At 63.5% G+C, this 16866-nt stretch carries 16 protein-coding genes and 1 pseudogene; 10 read left to right on the forward strand and 7 right to left on the reverse strand.

Going from position 1 to position 16866, the window contains the following annotated elements:
* The gene (locus ACQY4V_RS17575) at positions 1-420 is read left to right on the forward strand and encodes an EVE domain-containing protein (protein WP_428513899.1); all 420 of its coding nucleotides are present in this window, start codon (positions 1-3) and stop codon (positions 418-420) included.
* A 320-nt stretch (positions 421-740) separates the two neighbouring features.
* Positions 741-842 (forward strand): annotated as a pseudogene (locus ACQY4V_RS17580) (chemotaxis protein MotB); the annotation flags it as partial.
* Between the two features lie 218 nt (positions 843-1060).
* Here the strand turns inward: ACQY4V_RS17580 and ACQY4V_RS17585 are convergent.
* Positions 1061-1420, reverse strand: a complete 360-nt coding sequence (locus ACQY4V_RS17585) for a flagellar protein FlgN (protein ID WP_222451700.1) — start codon at positions 1418-1420, stop codon at positions 1061-1063.
* Entirely contained in the window at positions 1413-1718 is a 306-nt protein-coding gene (locus ACQY4V_RS17590) for a rod-binding protein (RefSeq protein WP_428513901.1), read from the reverse strand. The genes ACQY4V_RS17585 and ACQY4V_RS17590 overlap by 8 nt, the downstream gene beginning before the upstream one ends.
* Before the next feature lie 362 nt (positions 1719-2080).
* On the opposite strand from ACQY4V_RS17590, the gene ACQY4V_RS17595 reads away from it, so the two are divergent.
* The 3 genes from ACQY4V_RS17595 to ACQY4V_RS17605 all read left to right on the forward strand — a co-directional run bounded on the left by ACQY4V_RS17595 (position 2081) and on the right by ACQY4V_RS17605 (position 4931).
* Complete coding sequence (locus ACQY4V_RS17595; RefSeq protein ID WP_428513903.1) at positions 2081-3853, forward strand: flagellar hook-length control protein FliK; 1773 nt, start codon at positions 2081-2083, stop codon at positions 3851-3853.
* 20 nt (positions 3854-3873) lie between these two features.
* Positions 3874-4545 (forward strand): flagellar hook capping FlgD N-terminal domain-containing protein, encoded by a 672-nt coding sequence (locus ACQY4V_RS17600; protein WP_428513905.1) that lies wholly within the window; start codon positions 3874-3876, stop codon positions 4543-4545.
* Positions 4546-4691: 146 nt separating this feature from the next.
* The gene (locus ACQY4V_RS17605) at positions 4692-4931 is read left to right on the forward strand and encodes a hypothetical protein (protein ID WP_222451697.1); all 240 of its coding nucleotides are present in this window, start codon (positions 4692-4694) and stop codon (positions 4929-4931) included.
* A 221-nt stretch (positions 4932-5152) separates the two neighbouring features.
* On the opposite strand, the gene ACQY4V_RS17610 is transcribed toward ACQY4V_RS17605, so the two are convergent.
* From ACQY4V_RS17610 to ubiE, 4 genes are all read right to left on the reverse strand, one after another.
* Positions 5153-5848 carry a YjbF family lipoprotein gene (locus ACQY4V_RS17610; RefSeq protein ID WP_428513908.1) on the reverse strand — a complete coding sequence of 232 codons (696 nt, stop codon included), beginning with the start codon at positions 5846-5848 and terminating at the stop codon, positions 5153-5155.
* The gene (locus tag ACQY4V_RS17615; RefSeq protein ID WP_428513910.1) at positions 5845-7965 is read right to left on the reverse strand and encodes a YjbH domain-containing protein; all 2121 of its coding nucleotides are present in this window, start codon (positions 7963-7965) and stop codon (positions 5845-5847) included. The genes ACQY4V_RS17610 and ACQY4V_RS17615 overlap by 4 nt, the downstream gene beginning before the upstream one ends.
* Before the next feature lie 115 nt (positions 7966-8080).
* Complete coding sequence (gene ubiB, locus ACQY4V_RS17620; RefSeq protein WP_428513911.1) at positions 8081-9613, reverse strand: 2-polyprenylphenol 6-hydroxylase; 1533 nt, start codon at positions 9611-9613, stop codon at positions 8081-8083.
* Between the two features lie 3 nt (positions 9614-9616).
* The gene (gene ubiE, locus ACQY4V_RS17625; RefSeq protein ID WP_428513912.1) at positions 9617-10360 is read right to left on the reverse strand and encodes a bifunctional demethylmenaquinone methyltransferase/2-methoxy-6-polyprenyl-1,4-benzoquinol methylase UbiE; all 744 of its coding nucleotides are present in this window, start codon (positions 10358-10360) and stop codon (positions 9617-9619) included.
* Positions 10361-10455: 95 nt separating this feature from the next.
* Between ubiE and mutM the strand changes: the two genes are divergently transcribed.
* Together mutM and ACQY4V_RS17635 are read left to right on the forward strand one after the other, a co-directional pair.
* On the forward strand, positions 10456-11307 hold the full coding sequence (mutM, locus tag ACQY4V_RS17630) for a bifunctional DNA-formamidopyrimidine glycosylase/DNA-(apurinic or apyrimidinic site) lyase (RefSeq protein WP_428513914.1): 852 nt from the start codon (positions 10456-10458) through the stop codon (positions 11305-11307).
* Positions 11308-11372: 65 nt separating this feature from the next.
* Positions 11373-12149, forward strand: a complete 777-nt coding sequence (locus ACQY4V_RS17635; RefSeq protein ID WP_152494343.1) for an enoyl-CoA hydratase — start codon at positions 11373-11375, stop codon at positions 12147-12149.
* Between the two features lie 30 nt (positions 12150-12179).
* Here ACQY4V_RS17635 and glyA read toward each other — a convergent pair whose 3' ends face one another.
* A complete protein-coding gene (gene glyA, locus ACQY4V_RS17640) occupies positions 12180-13493 on the reverse strand; it encodes a serine hydroxymethyltransferase (RefSeq protein WP_428513917.1) in 1314 nt (437 codons plus the stop codon).
* A 102-nt stretch (positions 13494-13595) separates the two neighbouring features.
* Here glyA and ACQY4V_RS17645 point away from each other — a divergent pair, with 102 nt between their 5' ends.
* From ACQY4V_RS17645 to dnaA, 3 genes are all read left to right on the forward strand, one after another.
* Positions 13596-14462, forward strand: a complete 867-nt coding sequence (locus tag ACQY4V_RS17645) for a LysR substrate-binding domain-containing protein (RefSeq protein ID WP_428513919.1) — start codon at positions 13596-13598, stop codon at positions 14460-14462.
* Between the two features lie 193 nt (positions 14463-14655).
* Complete coding sequence (rpsT, locus tag ACQY4V_RS17650; RefSeq protein ID WP_428513921.1) at positions 14656-14919, forward strand: 30S ribosomal protein S20; 264 nt, start codon at positions 14656-14658, stop codon at positions 14917-14919.
* Positions 14920-15413: 494 nt separating this feature from the next.
* Positions 15414-16787 (forward strand): chromosomal replication initiator protein DnaA, encoded by a 1374-nt coding sequence (gene dnaA, locus ACQY4V_RS17655; RefSeq protein WP_428513923.1) that lies wholly within the window; start codon positions 15414-15416, stop codon positions 16785-16787.
* Positions 16788-16866: the final 79 nt, after the last annotated feature.

The raw sequence follows: 16866 nt of genomic DNA on the forward strand, positions 1-16866 counted from the left end.
ATGCGCTATTGGCTGTTCAAGTCCGAGCCGTCGACCTGGAGCTGGGACCAGCAAGTGGCGAAGGCCGATGCCGGCGAGGAATGGGATGGCGTGCGCAACTATCAGGCGCGCAATTTCATGCGTGACATGGCCGTGGGTGACCGCGGGTTCTTCTATCACAGTCAAACGGAAAAGGCGGTGGTCGGCACCGTCGAGGTCATCGCCGAAGCGCATCCCGACAGCACGACCGAGGATGACCGCTGGGAGTGCGTGGACATCAAGGCGCTGGAGGCCGCGAAGACGCCGGTCACCCTGGACATGGTCAAGGACGACCCGCGCTTGTCCGACATGGTGTTGGTGCGCAACTCTCGCCTGTCGGTACAACCCGTGACAAAGGACGAGTGGACCATCATCTGCGGGATGGCGGGCCTGACGCCCTAGGATGCAAATCTTTCGCAGGTTCGCATGGAAAAATCGTACGGAGGGTATCGCGCGTATCTGCCGATACCCTCCGTTGCCCCACGTGCTCCCTACGCACCACACGTGTCACTGGAATTGGTTTCGGCCATACTGGCGCGATCATCACCTTATTACCATTTTCGTGAGGGAACCTCAAAAGCCAAGTGCGGCGGATTTGTTTCAAATGTTCTGGTCAAACTGCGTGGATACACCACCGCGCAACGCGGAAAAATTGATCTGTTAACAATCGAGTAAGCCGCGGTCTGCTAACGATTGTTTCGGGTGAGTAAATAGGTGGTGAGATGAGTGCGTCTGGTGACAACGCCGCGCCGGTCATCATCAAACGGAAAAAGGTCACGGGCGGTGACGGGCACCATGGCGGTGCCTGGAAGGTCGCGATAGCATGTTCCTTTACTTGCGGCGCTTTGCGCCGGTCCAATTGCACCGCTGTCACGCGGGTGCCTCGAAAGTCGTTCTGACGTGTGCGATGCATCTGATCGGCACCGCGCCATCCGTTTCCGGACGCAGGCCGAGAAATGCCGTTGAACTGCTAAGAGACCCTTAACATCGGCCGCTCGCTTGAAGGCATTTGAGACAAATGACTGCCAAACCGCTTCTAGCCTCACGCCCGCTTCTCCAGTTGGCGGGCGACTCGTGCGTCGATGGTCTTCTTCTGTCCGTCCTCGCCGTAGGTTTCGAGGGTCCGGCGCACCTTTCTCACCGCGGCAAGCCGCGCCGACGCGCGTCGGATGCCTTGCAGCGCGCCGTCAAGCAGTGTCTGGTTGCGCGTGAGCTTGTCCTGAATCTCGGACATCGGGGCGGCATGGGACGCATCGAGATCGCTCAGCGCGTCAATCAGGCATTCCTTTTTCCTGATGATGTCCGACATTTCCTGAAGGTTGCCGTCCAGGACGGCCTGGCGCTCGAAATCGAGCAACCGGTCCAGTTCATCGATTAGGGTTTGGGCGGAAGTCTCACTCATCTTGTCTCTCCATGATTGACCTCAAAAAATGTTCGGACAGACCAATGCCCCCTGCTTGCGCAATCCTGTCGGCAAGGGCCTGCCGGTGGAACGAGGCGAACTGATCCTCGCCCGCGCCGCCGGAAAACGAACTGGCCTGCTCACCAAGGCCGGCGGCCTTGAGCATCTCCGCGAGGAAAGTCGCCTCGAGCTTCTGGGCGGCCTGCATCGCGGCGGCGTGACGACGCGCGTCCGCCAGTTCCGCAGGCTGCGTTATTTGTGGGTCGAGTTTCGGCCCGATGGGTAAAAAAACCGTCACCAGAATTCCTCCAATGCAGTGAACTTTCCGCCATTTGACATCAAAGCGGTAAAGAACTGGTAATTCCGATCTGCGAAGTTGTCCGGGCTGAGGAAGAAATCCTGGAGCTTTAGATGTTTCACTTACCGACCGGCGACGCCACGACCGCCCATTCCCGCGCTGGCACTCCCAGGCAAGGGACTGATCCGGTTCAGGGGGGCAACACGCCCGGAGGGTCCGACCGGCGCAGTTTTGCGACCGTTTTCTCGGACATGCGCGCCCGCGATAAGGCAAGTGCCGTAAGCGACACCGCAGGGTCGGTCGTGCCTGCGCACCCTGACACGAAAGAGGATGTGGCTGCGCAAGATGGAGAGGTGTCGGACATGTCGGTTGATGATCCGGGCACTGATCGCGGCAAGGATTCGTCGCTCTTTCCGCCCGCCGTTGCGGAAGCGGCCAGTAGTCCTGACGACCTCCCCGCCGATCTGCCTGCCGCGACTGAACAAGGCGCGGGGCGCGGCGGGCTGCCGAACGACGATCCGGCCACCTCCGATCCTCATGCAGGCTTTGCAAAAGGTCATTCCAACACCTCCGTTGCAGAGGGTCCAGACGCACAGGCATCGGCAGAAGCCGCGCACGTATCGCGGCTCGACGGGGCCGCATCGTCGCATGCGGTTGGTCCCGACGCGGCGCGCGACCCGGTAGCCGTCTTTGGTGGACTGGGCGGACAAGCGGATCCGGCGGGGAATCCATCCGAGGACGTCGCGCCGGCCCGCATCGTGCCCGGCGGGACTGCGGGTAATCGTCCCGAGTCGTTGAACGCTGACCTGCTTGCAAAGATGTCGTCACCTGCAATGCAGCGACAGGGCGCGGAGGTTGCGGCTTTGGAATTGGGGCAGGCAGCTTCCAGAAGCGCCGACCCTGACACAGCCGAGTCCGTCGCGAACAACGCCAAGGTGTCCCCGTCGGCGATGGTAGCGAATGGGCCGGGCGTTCCGTCACTGACACCGGGTAAGCCCCCTCACTCTTCCGTTGTCACGGCGACCTCGCGCGTCGGCTTGACGGATGGCCCCGCCACCATTGCCCGGGCCGCCGAAGGCGAATCCTCTCCAAACGCGCCCCGTCCGACGTTGGACATGCAGGCGGCCAACGCCTCAAATGAGGCAGCGCCGCGAATCGCGCGAGCCGGCAGCCCGGATGTCCCTGCCGGCCAAACGCGCCCAAATCCTTCACATGAAACCGAAGTCAGGCCTGCGTCGATGGTGCGCGACACCGGGCGTGAAAACCGCGATGCAAGGTTTGCAAGCCGCCCGTATTCACGCAGCGAGCAACCCGCGCCGTTCCATCCGGCGCCGCAGAATCGACCGGATCAGGGTCTCACACAGGCCAAGCCGCCAGCGCGCGCCCCGGCGGGAACAATTGATCACATCGCGCCCGCGTCGATTGTTCGACCCGAACAGGCCTTGGACAAGGTGTCGCTGCCGACGCCAAGAACAGTCGCGCACGCAGAAAAGCTGGAGGGGGCCCCGCCCGCGCCGTCTTCGTCGGTCGTGGCCGCTCCTACGGCTCCCGTCGCGCCCACCCCCCCGGTTTCCGCGGCCCGCAACCCGGTTCTGCAGGCAGAGGAGCGCGTCGGCGACACGCTGGACGAAACGGGCCACACCGGCCCAAGCACCGCCCACACGAGCCAGGTCGAGACCAGCGCACCCTTGCGCCAAAGCTCCCTTGCGGCGGCGATGCGCGGTCCCGACCTGCCGCGCCACGTGATCGAACAACTGACCACGGGGTTCCGCAGCGCGGGCGACAAATCCGCTGAAATTCACCTGAATCCAGCCGAACTCGGGCGCGTGCGGATCAGCCTTCAGACCGGCGATGCCGGGGTCCTTGTCAGCGTGATGGCCGACCGTCCCGAAACGCTCGACCTCCTGCGCCGACATGCAGACATGCTTGCGCAGGATTTTCGCGAAATCGGCTACGGCGCGGCCCAGTTCTCGTTCGGCCAAAGCGGAAATCCGCGCTCCGGTCAGGGCCATGGGCCCGAGGGTCATGCCGTCGCGCCGGTGGACGCGGCGCTGAACGAAGATCAGGCGCCGGCCACGCACGCGCAGATCGGGCACGCATCCATTGCGCTCGATCGCGTCGATATTCGGCTTTGACCCTCTGAAAGGACAAAATGATGGACATTGCTCCCACGACCTCTGCGACCGGCGCGGCTGCGGCACAGGCCTCGCGCTCCGCCTCGACCGTGCTCAGTTCCGACTTCGAGACCTTCATAAAAATGCTTACCGTCCAGATGGAGAACCAGGACCCGTTGAACCCGATGGGGTCGACCGAATTCGCGACACAGCTGGCGACATTCTCGGGCGTTGAACAACAGGTCAAGAGCAACGACCTGCTGGCGGCGCTCAGTGCCCAGATGAGCCTCATGGGCGTGTCGCAACTGTCCGGCTGGATCGGCATGGAAGGGCGGGCCGCCGCGCCTGTGGTCTTCGAGGGCGCGCCCGTGAGGCTGACGATTGCGGGCGACAGCTTGGCCGACAGGCACGAGCTTGTCGTGCGTGACAGCCGTGGCACAGAGGTCCAGCGCCTCGCCGTGTCCGGTGACCGAGAGGAAATCGCGTGGCTGGGCACGGACGCTTCGGGAACCGCGCTTGCGCCCGGCACCTATGACGTGACGGTCGAATCCTTCTCGGGTGCCGAGGTCGTCGCGTCGACGCCGGTCGAGGTGCACGGACGAATCATCGAGGCGCGCATCGACGCAGGCCAGACTGTCCTGGTCATGGAAAACGGTCAGGAGGTCGGTGCCGCGTCGCTGCTGGGGCTCCGTCTGCCGAGACAAGATCAATAAATTGGCGTATTGGCCACAGCGTCGAAATAATCTGCGGATTTGCCCGATGGCGTGCAGATAAGGTTTTAATTCCGGCCCAGATATGAGATACAGAGGGTGAAATGTGGTGCTTCGGCATCTCGCAACCCTATCACTTGGAGACTGTCATGAAGAAACTTTCGACACTCATCGCTGCCTCTGCTGTTGTCGCAGCCTCGGTTGCGCCGGCCGCCGCTCAGGACGCACCCGCAACGAACGATCCGTTCGTGTCGACCCAGGCCCAGGAAGGCTCGCTGCTGTCGATCGGCGGCGTGACCTACGTTGTCGTCGGCGTTGTCGCTGCCGGCCTGATCGTCGCCCTCGCCGACGACTCGTCGTCGTCCACGACGAGCCTGGTGGCGAACTGATAAACCCGCACTTGCGGTACATTCCGATTTGAAGGCGGGCTTTCGGGCCCGCTTTTTTTTTGCTTTCCCATCTTTCGCTGACCCGGGCGGCACTCCGGCACGGCACTAAAGCGATTCGCGATAAACCCGGATTACAGCTTTCCCGCGAAACGTAGCACAACAGTCAACCGTTGCATGCGTGTCGCCATTCGGCTCAGGTAAAAGACGAAACGCTTCGGGCCTCAGCGCAGATGGCTCAAGGTGAAGTATCCCAACCCCTCGCCCAGCCATGTGCGCGACTTGACGATCCGGCCGTTCTGGCTGACCAGATAGTAATTGCTGAACGTTCCGTTGTCGGACTTGCAATAGACGTCGACCCGCGTTGCCTGCAGCCGCAGCGCGCCCGCGGCATAGTCCTGACGTGGGCCCGGCGTGAAGGCACAATAGGCCAGAGTTTCCTCAATCTGGTTTTCGCCATCCAGATGTCTCAGAACCTGGCTTTCGATCCCGTCCTGCCGGCGCGACAGCATGGTCAGCAACCCGTTGATACTGGACGACATCAGGTCGGTGCCCAGCCCGCGGGTCGAGGTGATGACCCCGCCGCGTGTCGACACGCTCCGGCGTTCGCTGGTGCCCCAGGCGGCCCAGGTGGAATGCGGGCCGTTGGTCTCGATCACGCGCAGCACCGCGACGCTGCCGGTCCCCTCGATCTGCATGAGGGCAAGCGGACCGTCGGTCGATTGCAGGGCACGGCCTATCTCGCGCTGGACGATGCTGTCGTCGACCTGGGGCCTGGCGCCGGGTTGGGCGCGGCGGGAGTCTATCAACGATTTGCCGACGGACAGGATCGATGATTCCTGGCGCGTGTTGGTGCACGCCGTCAGGCCGAGCGCCGCGATCAGACCGGCGGCGAGCAGATGCTTCGATATACGCGTCATCTCCAATATTTCCCCCAGCTCTTTGCGACTTCGGGGCGATGCGATCCGCGAATGGTTTCGTAAAGCCGCCCGTCCACTTCAAGCCGCTGACCGCCGTCCCGGGTCAGGGGGCGGATGACGCCGCTGGCCTTTTGCTTGGTGGGCTGGCCCAGCAGCCACGAAAGCGGAACGGTAAAGCGGATGCCCTTGTCGAACGACCCTTCGCCGAATTGCGACGACGACACGTCGGTGAACGTGGCGAACGCGCCGATCTTCCAGCCGTTGGCGAACTCGCGGTCGAGGGTGATCGTGCTCCCCCAGTCGCCGGCCAGGTAGCGCCCGGCGTCCAACTGGCCGTGAAAGCCGTTGCCGAAATCGTAATAGGCCGAGACATGGCCGTTGAACTCGGGGATCGTGCCGCCCGGCGTGACCCGCGACCGAAGTCCGAACTGCTGATCGAAGTCGCGCGGATGGGTGTAGTTCAGCTCCGCCCCGAGCGCCAACCGGCTCTTCACCGGCTTCCACAGAACCTCGCCCGAAACGCCGGCATACATGCGCTCCAGATAGCCGGCGGTGACGCGGCTGTAGAAATCCGGCGCAAGCCGGCCGTACTTGGCGACTGTCAGGTTTTCCAGGAACGGTTCGTCCGTCTGGTTGTAAAGCGCCGTGTCGGACCGAACCCGCGGCAGCTGGGAATTGTTGGGTTGCGCCGCCTCGTCCAGGTTGCCGACCACCTTCTGACCGACAGACCCCGACAGCACCCACCCGGACCCCAGGTGATACTTGCCCTTCGCCCGCACGCCAAGATCGACGCGCAACGGATCGTTCGGATCGAAAAGAGAGGTTCGAAGATACGGACCGATCGACCATTCGAAACGTGGATAGACCTCGGGGAACGGGTCGGGATAGTTGCCAAAGCGCAGCGTATCGCTGAACTGCGCAGCGGCGAGCGCCTCGCGCGCCGGCCTGTGTTCCAGCCGTTCCAGGTCGGTGCGGCTGAAGCTCATCGTGCTGGCCGGGATGCCGTTCTCGATCAGCGTCACATGCAGCATTTCGACAGATGCGGGCAATTCGCGGCTCATGACGCGCAATGTCCGGCCCAGCGCCTGCGACGTGGCATCATATTTCTCGTTGCGGATGCGGACATGGGCGCTGCGAGCGTTCAGCGTCACGCCCTCGAGGTCCAGTTCCGATTGCTGAAGGCTGTTTTCCAGCGACGCGGTGATTGCCTTCTCGCGGCCCGGCTGGGTGGTCCAGCCAAGGTCTTCGGCGCTGCGCGGCCCACGGACGGCGACCGGCAGAGGCGCCAGCTCGGTGCCGCCCTTGACCGACGGAGTCTTGGGGTTGAGGCTGAAGGTCAGCGCGGCGCCGAACTCTTCGCCATGCAGGGCAAACGCCCGCAAGGCCGTGCCATCGTTGATCTGATAGGACAGCGCAAAGTTCCAGGGGGTCGACCGTTCCAGAACCCCTGCCGCTTGCGCGGTGTCGTAATTGTCCGAGGAATACTCGGCGCTCAGCAACAGTTTGTCCGTCACCTGATAGCTGACGCCGCCGAAGAACGCGTAGTCGCCCTGGAACCAGTCGTCGATGTTGAACTGGCCGCCCGTGCCGGACTGGGCAAAACTGAAGGGTGTCCGCGAGCCGATACTGCCGTCACTGGCATAGCTGCCAAGCCGCCCGAACCCGAGGCCGCCGGTCACGCGCAGGCGGTCCCCGATCGACTTGGTGGCGACGACATATTCGCTGGAAAGCAGCCCGGTGCCGACGAAATCGCGCAGGCCGACCGAGACCGCGGGTGTCCAATCCGTCTCGTCGAACACGCGAAACCGCAGGTCGAAGCTGCGGTCGTAATAGGTCGAAAAGGTCGGCGAGATGCCTTCCGTTCCCGCGTAGCGAAAGCTGCCTGTCAGACGGTCGGTGATCTGAAAGCTCAGGGTCGCGCGGTAAAACCCGTCGAAATACGTGACGTTGGTCGACAACTGGCCGTCCGGCGCGGATTCGGCGGTCGGCATGTCGATCAGCCCGCCGGGGACACCATAATTGTTGGTCGTCAGCGTTTTCAGGTTGTCGGCCAGCGCGAGGCCGGGGAGGCCAAGCAATCCGAGCGTGATCAGAACGCGTGTCGATGTACGGATCACTGCGCGTATCCTTCCTTTGACGTCCCCTGCAGGATAGCGAGGCAACCTTGATTCCGACACCCTTGGCGGTGGATTGCAACTTGATACACGGGCGGAGTCACATCAAAACCACGTCTTAGAAAAGGGTCGTCGCCAGCAGCGTCGCCATCGTGCCGAACGCGACGCCGAGCCCCAGCCATAACACGGATTTCCAGCGCAGGCCCTGCCTTGGTTCCGGCGCAGGTCTGGATTGGCGGATCAACGCGCTTTCCACGATCTGCGGCAGGCGCGGGCCATAGCGCGACACGACCATCAGCGTGCGGCGCAAGTCGCGCACGGCGGCGCCGGGTCCGATGTTCTTGCGGATGTAATCCTCAACCACGGGCTTGGCGACCTGCCAGATGTTGGTCTGGGGATTCAGGCTGCGGGCGACGCCCTCGACCACCACCATCGTGCGTTGCAGCAGGATCAGCTCGGTCCGGGTTTCCATCCCGAATCTCTCTGTCACTTCAAAGAGATAGCTCAGCAGTCCCCCCATCGAGATTTTCGAGGCGTCCATGCCGAAGATCGGCTCGCCCACGGCGCGAAGCGCCCGCGCGAATTCATCGACGTCGCGGTCGGCGGGCACGTATCCGGCTTCGAAATGCACTTCGGCGACCCGGCGGTAGTCGCGCTTGATGAACCCGTACAGGATCTCGGCATAGACCCTGCGGGTGTACTCGTCGATATGCCCCATGATGCCGAAATCATAGGCGATGATATCCCCGTTTGGCGCGACCTTCAGGTTGCCCTGGTGCATGTCGGCGTGAAAGAACCCGTCACGCAGCGCATGTTTGAGGAAAAGCTGCAGCACCCGTTCGCCCAGTTCCGCGCGGTCGTGACCGGCGGCATCAATGGCGGCGTTGTCGCCCATCGGTGCGCCGTCGGCCCATTCCATGACCATGACACGCCGCCCCGACATATCCCAGTTGACTGCCGGCAGGCTGAAACCTTCGTCCTCGGCGGTGTTGGCGGTGAACTCGCTGGCCGAGGCCGCTTCGAGCCGAAGGTCCAGCTCTCCGTTAACCACGCCCTCGAAATGGGCGATCACGTCGCGAGGTTTCAGGCGGCGGGCGGACGGGGACAGCACCTCGATCATGCGCGCCGCGAAATAGAACGCGTCGATATCCCTGCGAAAGGCCCGCTCGATTCCCGGCCGCAGCACCTTGACCGCGACGTCCTGCCCGGTGTCGCGCAGCCGCGCCTTGTGTACCTGCGCAATCGACGCGGCGGCAATCGGTTCGCTGAACTCGGAGAAGATCGCGTCGACAGGTTGCCCGAGCGAACTGGCCACGCTGGCCTTGGCGACACTGGCGTCGAAGGGCGGCAGCTTGTCCTGCAACACCCGCAGTTCCTGCGCCAGGGCATCGCCGACGATATCGGGCCGGGTCGAAAAGACCTGTCCGAACTTGATATAGGCCGGGCCCAGCGCGGTCAGCGCGCGCAGGGCGGGCGGCATGCTGGTGTCACCCTTGTAGCCCAGCCATTGAAACGGCCAAGCCAGGAACCGCATCGTCCCGCGCACCAGCGGCGGCGCGTCCATCGCATCCATGATCAGGCCCATGGCGCCGGTGCGCTCCAGCGTGGCGCCCGTGCGGATCAGGCGCAGGATGTTGTGCGGTCCGCGCATGGCTCAGATCTTCCAGCCGGAATGCAGGCAAGCGATTCCCATGCTGAGATTGCGGTACTTGGCCTGCTCGAACCCGGCGTCGCGCACCATGCCCAGGAACGTCTCCTGGTCCGGGAACTTGCGGATCGATTCCACCAGGTACTGGTAACTGTCGCGGTCCCCGGCGATGGCCCGGCCCATCTGCGGGATGATGTTGAAGGAATAAAGGTCATAGACCTTCTGCATCAGGTCATTCGGAATCTGGCTGAATTCCAGCACCATCAGCCGCCCGCCGGGCTTCAGGACGCGAAAGGCCTCGTTCAGGGCCTCCTGCGGGCGAGTCACGTTCCGGATGCCGAAGCTGATCGTGTAGACATCGAAACTGCTGTCGGCAAAGGGCAGCGCCATCGCGTCGCCCACCACCCATTCCAGGCTCGCCGCCATCTGCTCCGCCTCGGCCCGCTTGCGGCCCTCGACCAGCATCGGCTCGGTCAGGTCCAGCACGGTGGCGTGGCCCGACCCGGCGCGCTTCAGGAACCGAAAGGCGATGTCGCCGGTACCGCCCGCCACGTCCAGCAGGCGTTGCCCCGCGCGCGGCGCCAGCCAATCCATCATCGCGTCCTTCCAGACACGGTGGATGCCAAAGGACATCGCGTCGTTCATCACGTCGTATTTCGACGCGACAGAGCCGAACACGCCGCGCACGCGGCCCGCCTTCTCCTCCTCGGGGATGTCCTCGTATCCGAAATGCGTTGTTTTCCCGGTCATTTATCCCCGCGGCCTTGCCGTTTGCTACTCAAGTCCTTCTTATAGGTCGCCGGGGGCGGGTTACAATGCGCCCGTTTGGCCGCAGAGGGGGCGGAATGCCGGAATTGCCAGAGGTCGAGACAGTGCGCCGCGGGCTGGAACCCGCGATGACAGGCGCGGTGATCGCCGCCGCGCGCGTCAACCGCCCCGATCTGCGCTGGCCCTTTCCGCCGGGCATGGCCATGCGGCTGACCGGGCAGCGTGTTCTGGGCCTGCGGCGGCGGTCGAAATACATCCTTGCCGACCTGTCGTCGGGCGAAACGCTGCTGATCCACCTCGGCATGTCCGGCCGGATCCTGATCTCGGGCGACCCGCTGGGACAGTTCGTGCACGACCATCCCGCGGCGGAAAAGCACGACCATGTGGTGTTCGACATGGCCAACGGCGCCCGCATCACCTTCAACGACCCGCGCCGCTTCGGCGCGATGGACCTGATGGCCACCGACAACGCCGAGGCGCATCCCCTGCTGGCCAAACTGGGCCCCGAACCCCTGGGCAACCAGTTCGATGAGCCTTACCTGGTCGCCGCGCTGGCGGGAAAGAACACGCCGATCAAGTCCGCCCTCCTGGATCAGCGAATCGTCGCGGGGCTGGGCAATATCTACGTCTGCGAGGCGCTTTTCCGGGCCGGTATCTCTCCCCTGCGCCGCGCCGGTCGTGTCTCGGCCAGGCGGGTCGCGGCGCTGGTGCCGATCATCCGCGCCGTGCTGAACGACGCGATTCTCGCTGGCGGCTCCTCCCTGCGCGACTTCCGCCAAGCCGATGGAGAGCTTGGATATTTTCAGCACAGCTTCGACGTCTACGACCGCGAGGGCGCGCCGTGCCGCCGCCCCGGATGCACCGGAATTGTGCGCCGCGTGGTGCAATCGGGCCGTTCGAGCTTCTATTGTGCGACCTGTCAAAGATAACCTTGATCCGACTGTCTCAAATGGTAATGACTCGAATCTGACAGAAACAAGCGAAAGCAAATTTCATGGCCTATGAGACGATCATCGTCGAAGTAGAAGACCACGTCGCCAAGATTACCCTCAACCGCCCCGATGCCCTCAATGCCCTCAACGACCAGCTGCTGGGCGAGCTTGTCGATGCGTTGCAGGATGCCGAAGGCAACGACAAGGTGCGCTGCATCGTCATCACCGGCTCGGAAAAGGCTTTCGCGGCCGGGGCGGACATCAAGATGATGTCGGAAAAGTCCTTCGTGGACGTCTTCGCCGGCAACCTCTTCGGCCCCGAGGCGGACGCCATCGTGCGCATCCGCAAGCCGATCATCGCCGCCGTTTCCGGCTATGCGCTGGGCGGCGGGTGCGAATTGGCCATGATGTGCGACTTCATCATCGCCGCGGACAACGCCAAGTTCGGCCAGCCCGAAATCAACCTCGGCGTCATGGCCGGGATGGGCGGCAGCCAGCGCCTGACGCGGTTCATCGGCAAATCCAAATCCATGGACATGAACCTGACGGGCCGGTTCATGGATGCCGAAGAGGCCGACCGCTCGGGCCTCGTCAGCCGCGTCGTTCCGGCCAAGAAGCTGATGGAAGAAACGATGGCGGCGGCAGGCAAGATCGCCGAGAAATCCATGATCACCGTCATGGCGGTCAAGGAAGCGGTCAACCGCTCCTACGAGGTGCCGCTGGCCGAGGGCCTGCTGTTCGAGCGCCGCGTCTTCCACTCGCTCTTCGCGACCGAGGACCAGAAGGAAGGCATGGCCGCCTTCGCCGAGAAACGCGAAGCCCAGTTCCGCGACAAGTAAGGCGCAGGGGCCTGTAGGCCCCCGCCCGTTTCAGATCACGAAATGTAGCGTATCGAACCGTCTGCGCATCTCCTGCGTTCGCGGCGCGACGGCTTGTGGATCTTTGGTCAGGCCTTCGTGTATCAGCGCCGCTAGCGCCGGCGCGTCCTCTGCCGTAACGCCCCAGCGAACAAGCTCGGGCGTGCCGATGCGCAGACCGTTCATGTCGCCCGGCACCTCTGCAATGGGCAGGCCGATTCCACAGGCCAGGAACCCGGCCTTGCGCAAGGTCTTTGACGCCGCCTGTCCGCCGCCGAACTGTGCCGCCTCGACCGCGAACTGGTGCGAGCCGGTATATCCCTTGGGGGTCCCGAACACCGGAATGCCCAATGCCGCCAACGCATCCGCCAACGCCTTCGACAGATCGATCATCGCCTGCGCATAGGCTGCCCCGTGCCCGCGCCAGTCCAGCATCGACACCGCCAGCGCCGCCGACTTGGCCGCATCGAAATTGGCCGTCATCCCGGGAAAGGCGATGGCGTCCAGCCGTTCCGCCATCTCGGGCTCGTTGGTGACGATCACGCCGCCCGCCGGGCCGCCAAGGCTCTTGTAGGTGCTCATCGTCATCAGATGCGCGCCTTCCGCCAGGGGGTTCTTCCAGGCGCGCCCGGCAATGATCCCGCATTGGTGGGCGGCGTCGAACATAACCTTCGCGCCCACGCTGTCGGCAAGGGCGCGCACCTCGGCCACGGGATGCTCGAACAGGTTCAGCGAGCCGCCCACGGTGATCAGCTTTGGTGTCTCTTTCCGGGCGATGTCCCCGAGCGCATCCAGGTCAATCGTGTACCCATCCGCGTTGACCGGCGCCGGTACGGTGCGCAGACCGAACAGGCCGGCACATCCATCGGCATGGTGCGTGACATGCCCGCCGATCGTGGCCGGGGGCGCGATGATCGTATCGCCGGGTTTGCAGGTCGCCATGAACGCGTAAAGATTCGCTAGTGCCCCGGACGGCACGCGGATCTCGGCGAATTTCGCCTGAAAGACATCGGCCACCAACTCGGCGGCGATGACCTCTATCTCCTCGATGGCCTCAAGGCCCATCTCGTACTTGTCGCCGGGATAGCCCAGCGATGGCCGCGATCCGATCCCCGAGGACAGCAGTGCTTCGGCGCGCGGATTCATCACGTTCGTGGCCGGGTTCAGGTTGAAACAGTCGCGCTCGTGGATCTTGCGGTTTTCCTCGGCCAGGGCGGTTATCCGCGCCGCGATGCTCGCGCTGTCCTCCGAGGCCGTGCGGCTGGCAATGGTTTGGACAAGAGATTCACTTGGGCCGGGTACCCAGTCGCGGTGGGCAAGGGTCATGGTTGGTACTCCGATTGATTTGCGGAGATCATGCCGAGGCTCGACGCCGGGCGCAAAGCAGAATAAAGCAATTTCAGATCAGAAAAACTAAGGCTAGTTTTAATGCCCGTCGCGCCGCCCCGTCCCAAGGGACCGCCCCTCAACGCCCTGCGCGCCTTCGAAGCGGCGGCCCGGCTTGGCGGCTTCGCTTTGGCTGCGGAGGAGTTGTGCGTTACGCCGGGCGCGGTTTCGCAGCACATCAAGACGGTCGAGGATTGGGCCGGAACGCCCTTGTTCGAGCGCCGCTCCCATGGGGTGCGCCTGACCAAGGCCGGCGCCGGCCTGTTACCGGAGTTTTCCGCCGCGTTCGACCAGTTGGGTCATGCCACGCGGGCGTTGCGCGGTGTCGTACCGTCAAAGGTGGTCCAAGTCGCGGCGCTGCCATCCGTTGCCCAGCTCTGGCTGGCGCCACGCTTGGCGAGATTGCGGAGGGTCCGGCCGGGCACGCGCATTTCCGTGACGGCACTGGAAACGCCGCCGAACCTGTCGCGGGACATGTTCGACCTAAGCCTCTTCATCGCCTCTCCCGACAGCGCCCAAGCACAGCACATGCTGGCCCGGGACGAAATTTTCCCGGTCTGCGCCCCGGACCTGGCGCAAGAGATCGAAACGCCTGATGACCTCGCCGACCAGACCCTGCTCGTCGACGCGGCCTGGCCCGATGATTGGTCCCTCTGGGCCAGCAGGGCGGGTGTGACGCTTCAGAACCAGTCCGGCAGCGCGTCCTTCTCTCTTTATGCGATGGCGGTTGAGGAGGCACGGGCGGGCGCCGGCGTTCTCATGGCGCACCGGGTGCTGGTGCAAGCCGCGCTCGACGCCGGCGATCTTGTCTGCCCGTTCGATATCACGGTCGACACGGGCAAGGCCCTGCTTCTGACAACCGCACCGGGTGCAGACGATTTGGCCAGAGCTTTGGTTGAGACCGGCTAAGCCCGCGCCGCGCATGTGACCGCGGACACGGAACTTTCCTGTTTGCTTTCGCGACGTTTGCAGCTATACGCCTGCGCCATACATGCGCGTGCGGCCCGCTCTGGCCAGAATCATTCCGGCCCATTGGCCTGCCGGAACGGGTTGTCGTCGTGCACACTTGAAACGAAATGACAGACCCGAAAAGGTTCACACCATGGCCAACACTCTTCAATCCAAAAAACGTGCGCGTCAGAACGCGCGCCGTCTCAGCGTCAACAAGGCGCGCCGTTCGCGGATTCGCACATTCCTGCGCAAGGTCGAGGAAGCAATCGCGTCCGGCGACAAGGAAGCTGCGCAAAATGCACTGCGTACCGCGCAGCCCGAACTGATGCGCGGCGTTTCCAAGGGAGTGTTTAATAAAAACACCGCTTCGCGGAAAATGTCGCGCCTCGCTTCGCGGATCAAATTGATCGGCTGAGTGACGACACTAAGCTATTGAAGGAAAAGGTGCCGAATCGTCCGGCACCTTTTTTTTATGGTTGAGAACGACTCGGGACCATCGATCTTTTTTCGCGGAAAGCTCGTGTCAAGCGCTAAGAACAGTTGCTGTTGCGCTGACTCAATTGCTAATTTCACCAAGCGATTCACGCTTGGGGGGACAGGAACCCGCATCGGATGACGCGACCGACTGCTCTGGTCGCGCCGGTGCAAACGACGGATGTCGGGGTACCGTATTGTCCAACGCAATTCGCGCGATCATTGCGGCGCCCGCCCTTGGCTTGTGGGGACGAGTAGGGACACGCCCGTGATTGCGCCCGGACAAATGCCATCAAGGCTTGTCGGCGGCACACCGTGCCGCCGGGCCGGCGATGCTTTGTCTGCTGCCGACCGAACTGCGATCGCATCTATTGAGGGGCGCGCCAGCCGAGGGCGCGTCGAGGCGAAACGAGTTGACCGCGGAACGGGGCAAACATGACGCAAGAACAATGGGGCCAGATCAAACAGGACCTGCTCAAGACGATAGGCAAGAACAACTTCACCAACTGGATCGAGCCGCTGGAACTGACCGCGATCAGCGATGACGTGGTCACCTTCAAGGTTCCCACGACCTTCCAGGGCAACTACGTCTCGCGCAACTTCGGCGAACTGATCCTGTTCAAGGTCAACGGCTTCGCGCCCTCCATCCGCCGCATCGATTTCCAGGTCGCCGCGAACTCGACGCAAAAGCCGGTCGCGACACCGAAAGCCGCGCCCGCGACAGCCGCCGAGCCGGCACGCACCGCGACCCGCCTGACCGACGACGTGCTGTCTTCCGCCCCGCTGGACGAGCGGTTCACCTTCGACCGCTTCGTTGTCGGCAAGCCCAACGAACTGGCCCATGCCGCGGCCAAGCGCGTCGCCGAAGGCGGGCCCGTCACCTTCAACCCGCTTTTCCTTTACGGCGGCGTGGGGCTGGGCAAGACGCACCTGATGCACGCCATCGCTTGGGAACTGCAATCGTCTCAGCCGGAACTGAACGTCCTGTACCTGTCGGCCGAACAGTTCATGTACCGTTTCGTGCAGGCCCTGCGCGACCGCCGCATGATGGACTTCAAGGAACTCTTCCGCTCCGTCGACGTGCTGATGGTCGATGACGTGCAATTCATCGCCGGCAAGGACAGCACGCAGGAGGAATTCTTTCACACCTTCAACGCGCTGGTGGACCAGAACAAGCAGATCGTCATCTCCGCCGACCGCGCGCCGGGCGAAATCGCCAATCTCGAAGAGCGCATCAAGTCGCGCCTGCAATGCGGCCTCGTCGTCGACCTGCATCCCACCGATTACGAACTGCGCCTCGGCATCCTGCAATCCAAGGCGGACCGCTTCGCCGAGCAGTATCCCAGCCTCGAAATGGCCGAGGGCGTGCTCGAATTTCTGGCGCACCGCATTTCCACGAACGTCCGCGTGCTCGAAGGCGCGCTGACCCGGCTTTACGCCTTCGCCTCGCTTGTCGGGCACCAGATCACGATGGAACTGGCGCAGGACTGCCTGGCCGATATCCTGCGCGCGTCCGAACGCAAGGTGTCGATCGAGGAAATCCAGCGCAAGGTGTCCGAACATTACAATGTCCGTCTCAGCGACATGATCGGTCCCAAGCGGGTGCGCACCTTCGCGCGCCCGCGCCAGATCGCGATGTACCTGTGCAAGCAGCTGACGTCGCGCTCCCTGCCCGAGATCGGGCGGCGCTTCGGCGGCCGCGATCACACCACGGTCATGCACGGGGTGCGTCGCATCGAGGAGTTGCGGTCGCAGGACAGCGACATCGCCGACAACCTCGAGATTCTGCGCCGCGCGCTTGAGGGTTAAGGGCGCAATAAAAGGCTTGAGCATAAGGCGAAACTTGCTAACGTGCCGGTCCCGGTGCCCGGCAGAGGCACGCACGCAG

The organism is Roseovarius sp. (assembly GCF_965277045.1).
Lineage (GTDB): Bacteria > Pseudomonadota > Alphaproteobacteria > Rhodobacterales > Rhodobacteraceae > Roseovarius.

Excerpts from the sequence above, each read along its gene's own strand:
- ACQY4V_RS17585 (WP_222451700.1), bottom strand. The coding sequence starts at position 1,420 with ATGAGTGAGACTTCCGCCCAAACCCTAATCGATGAACTGGACCGGTTG.
- ACQY4V_RS17595 (WP_428513903.1), top strand. The coding sequence starts at position 2,081 with ATGTCGGTTGATGATCCGGGCACTGATCGCGGCAAGGATTCGTCGCTC.
- glyA (WP_428513917.1), bottom strand. The coding sequence starts at position 13,493 with ATGACCCTTGCCCACCGCGACTGGGTACCCGGCCCAAGTGAATCTCTT.
- ubiE (WP_428513912.1), bottom strand. The coding sequence starts at position 10,360 with ATGACCGGGAAAACAACGCATTTCGGATACGAGGACATCCCCGAGGAG.
- rpsT (WP_428513921.1), top strand. The coding sequence starts at position 14,656 with ATGGCCAACACTCTTCAATCCAAAAAACGTGCGCGTCAGAACGCGCGC.
- ACQY4V_RS17645 (WP_428513919.1), top strand. The coding sequence starts at position 13,596 with ATGCCCGTCGCGCCGCCCCGTCCCAAGGGACCGCCCCTCAACGCCCTG.
- mutM (WP_428513914.1), top strand. The coding sequence starts at position 10,456 with ATGCCGGAATTGCCAGAGGTCGAGACAGTGCGCCGCGGGCTGGAACCC.
- ACQY4V_RS17600 (WP_428513905.1), top strand. The coding sequence starts at position 3,874 with ATGGACATTGCTCCCACGACCTCTGCGACCGGCGCGGCTGCGGCACAG.
- dnaA (WP_428513923.1), top strand. The coding sequence starts at position 15,414 with ATGACGCAAGAACAATGGGGCCAGATCAAACAGGACCTGCTCAAGACG.
- ACQY4V_RS17575 (WP_428513899.1), top strand. The coding sequence starts at position 1 with ATGCGCTATTGGCTGTTCAAGTCCGAGCCGTCGACCTGGAGCTGGGAC.
- ACQY4V_RS17610 (WP_428513908.1), bottom strand. The coding sequence starts at position 5,848 with ATGACGCGTATATCGAAGCATCTGCTCGCCGCCGGTCTGATCGCGGCG.
- ACQY4V_RS17605 (WP_222451697.1), top strand. The coding sequence starts at position 4,692 with ATGAAGAAACTTTCGACACTCATCGCTGCCTCTGCTGTTGTCGCAGCC.
- ACQY4V_RS17635 (WP_152494343.1), top strand. The coding sequence starts at position 11,373 with ATGGCCTATGAGACGATCATCGTCGAAGTAGAAGACCACGTCGCCAAG.
- ubiB (WP_428513911.1), bottom strand. The coding sequence starts at position 9,613 with ATGCGCGGACCGCACAACATCCTGCGCCTGATCCGCACGGGCGCCACG.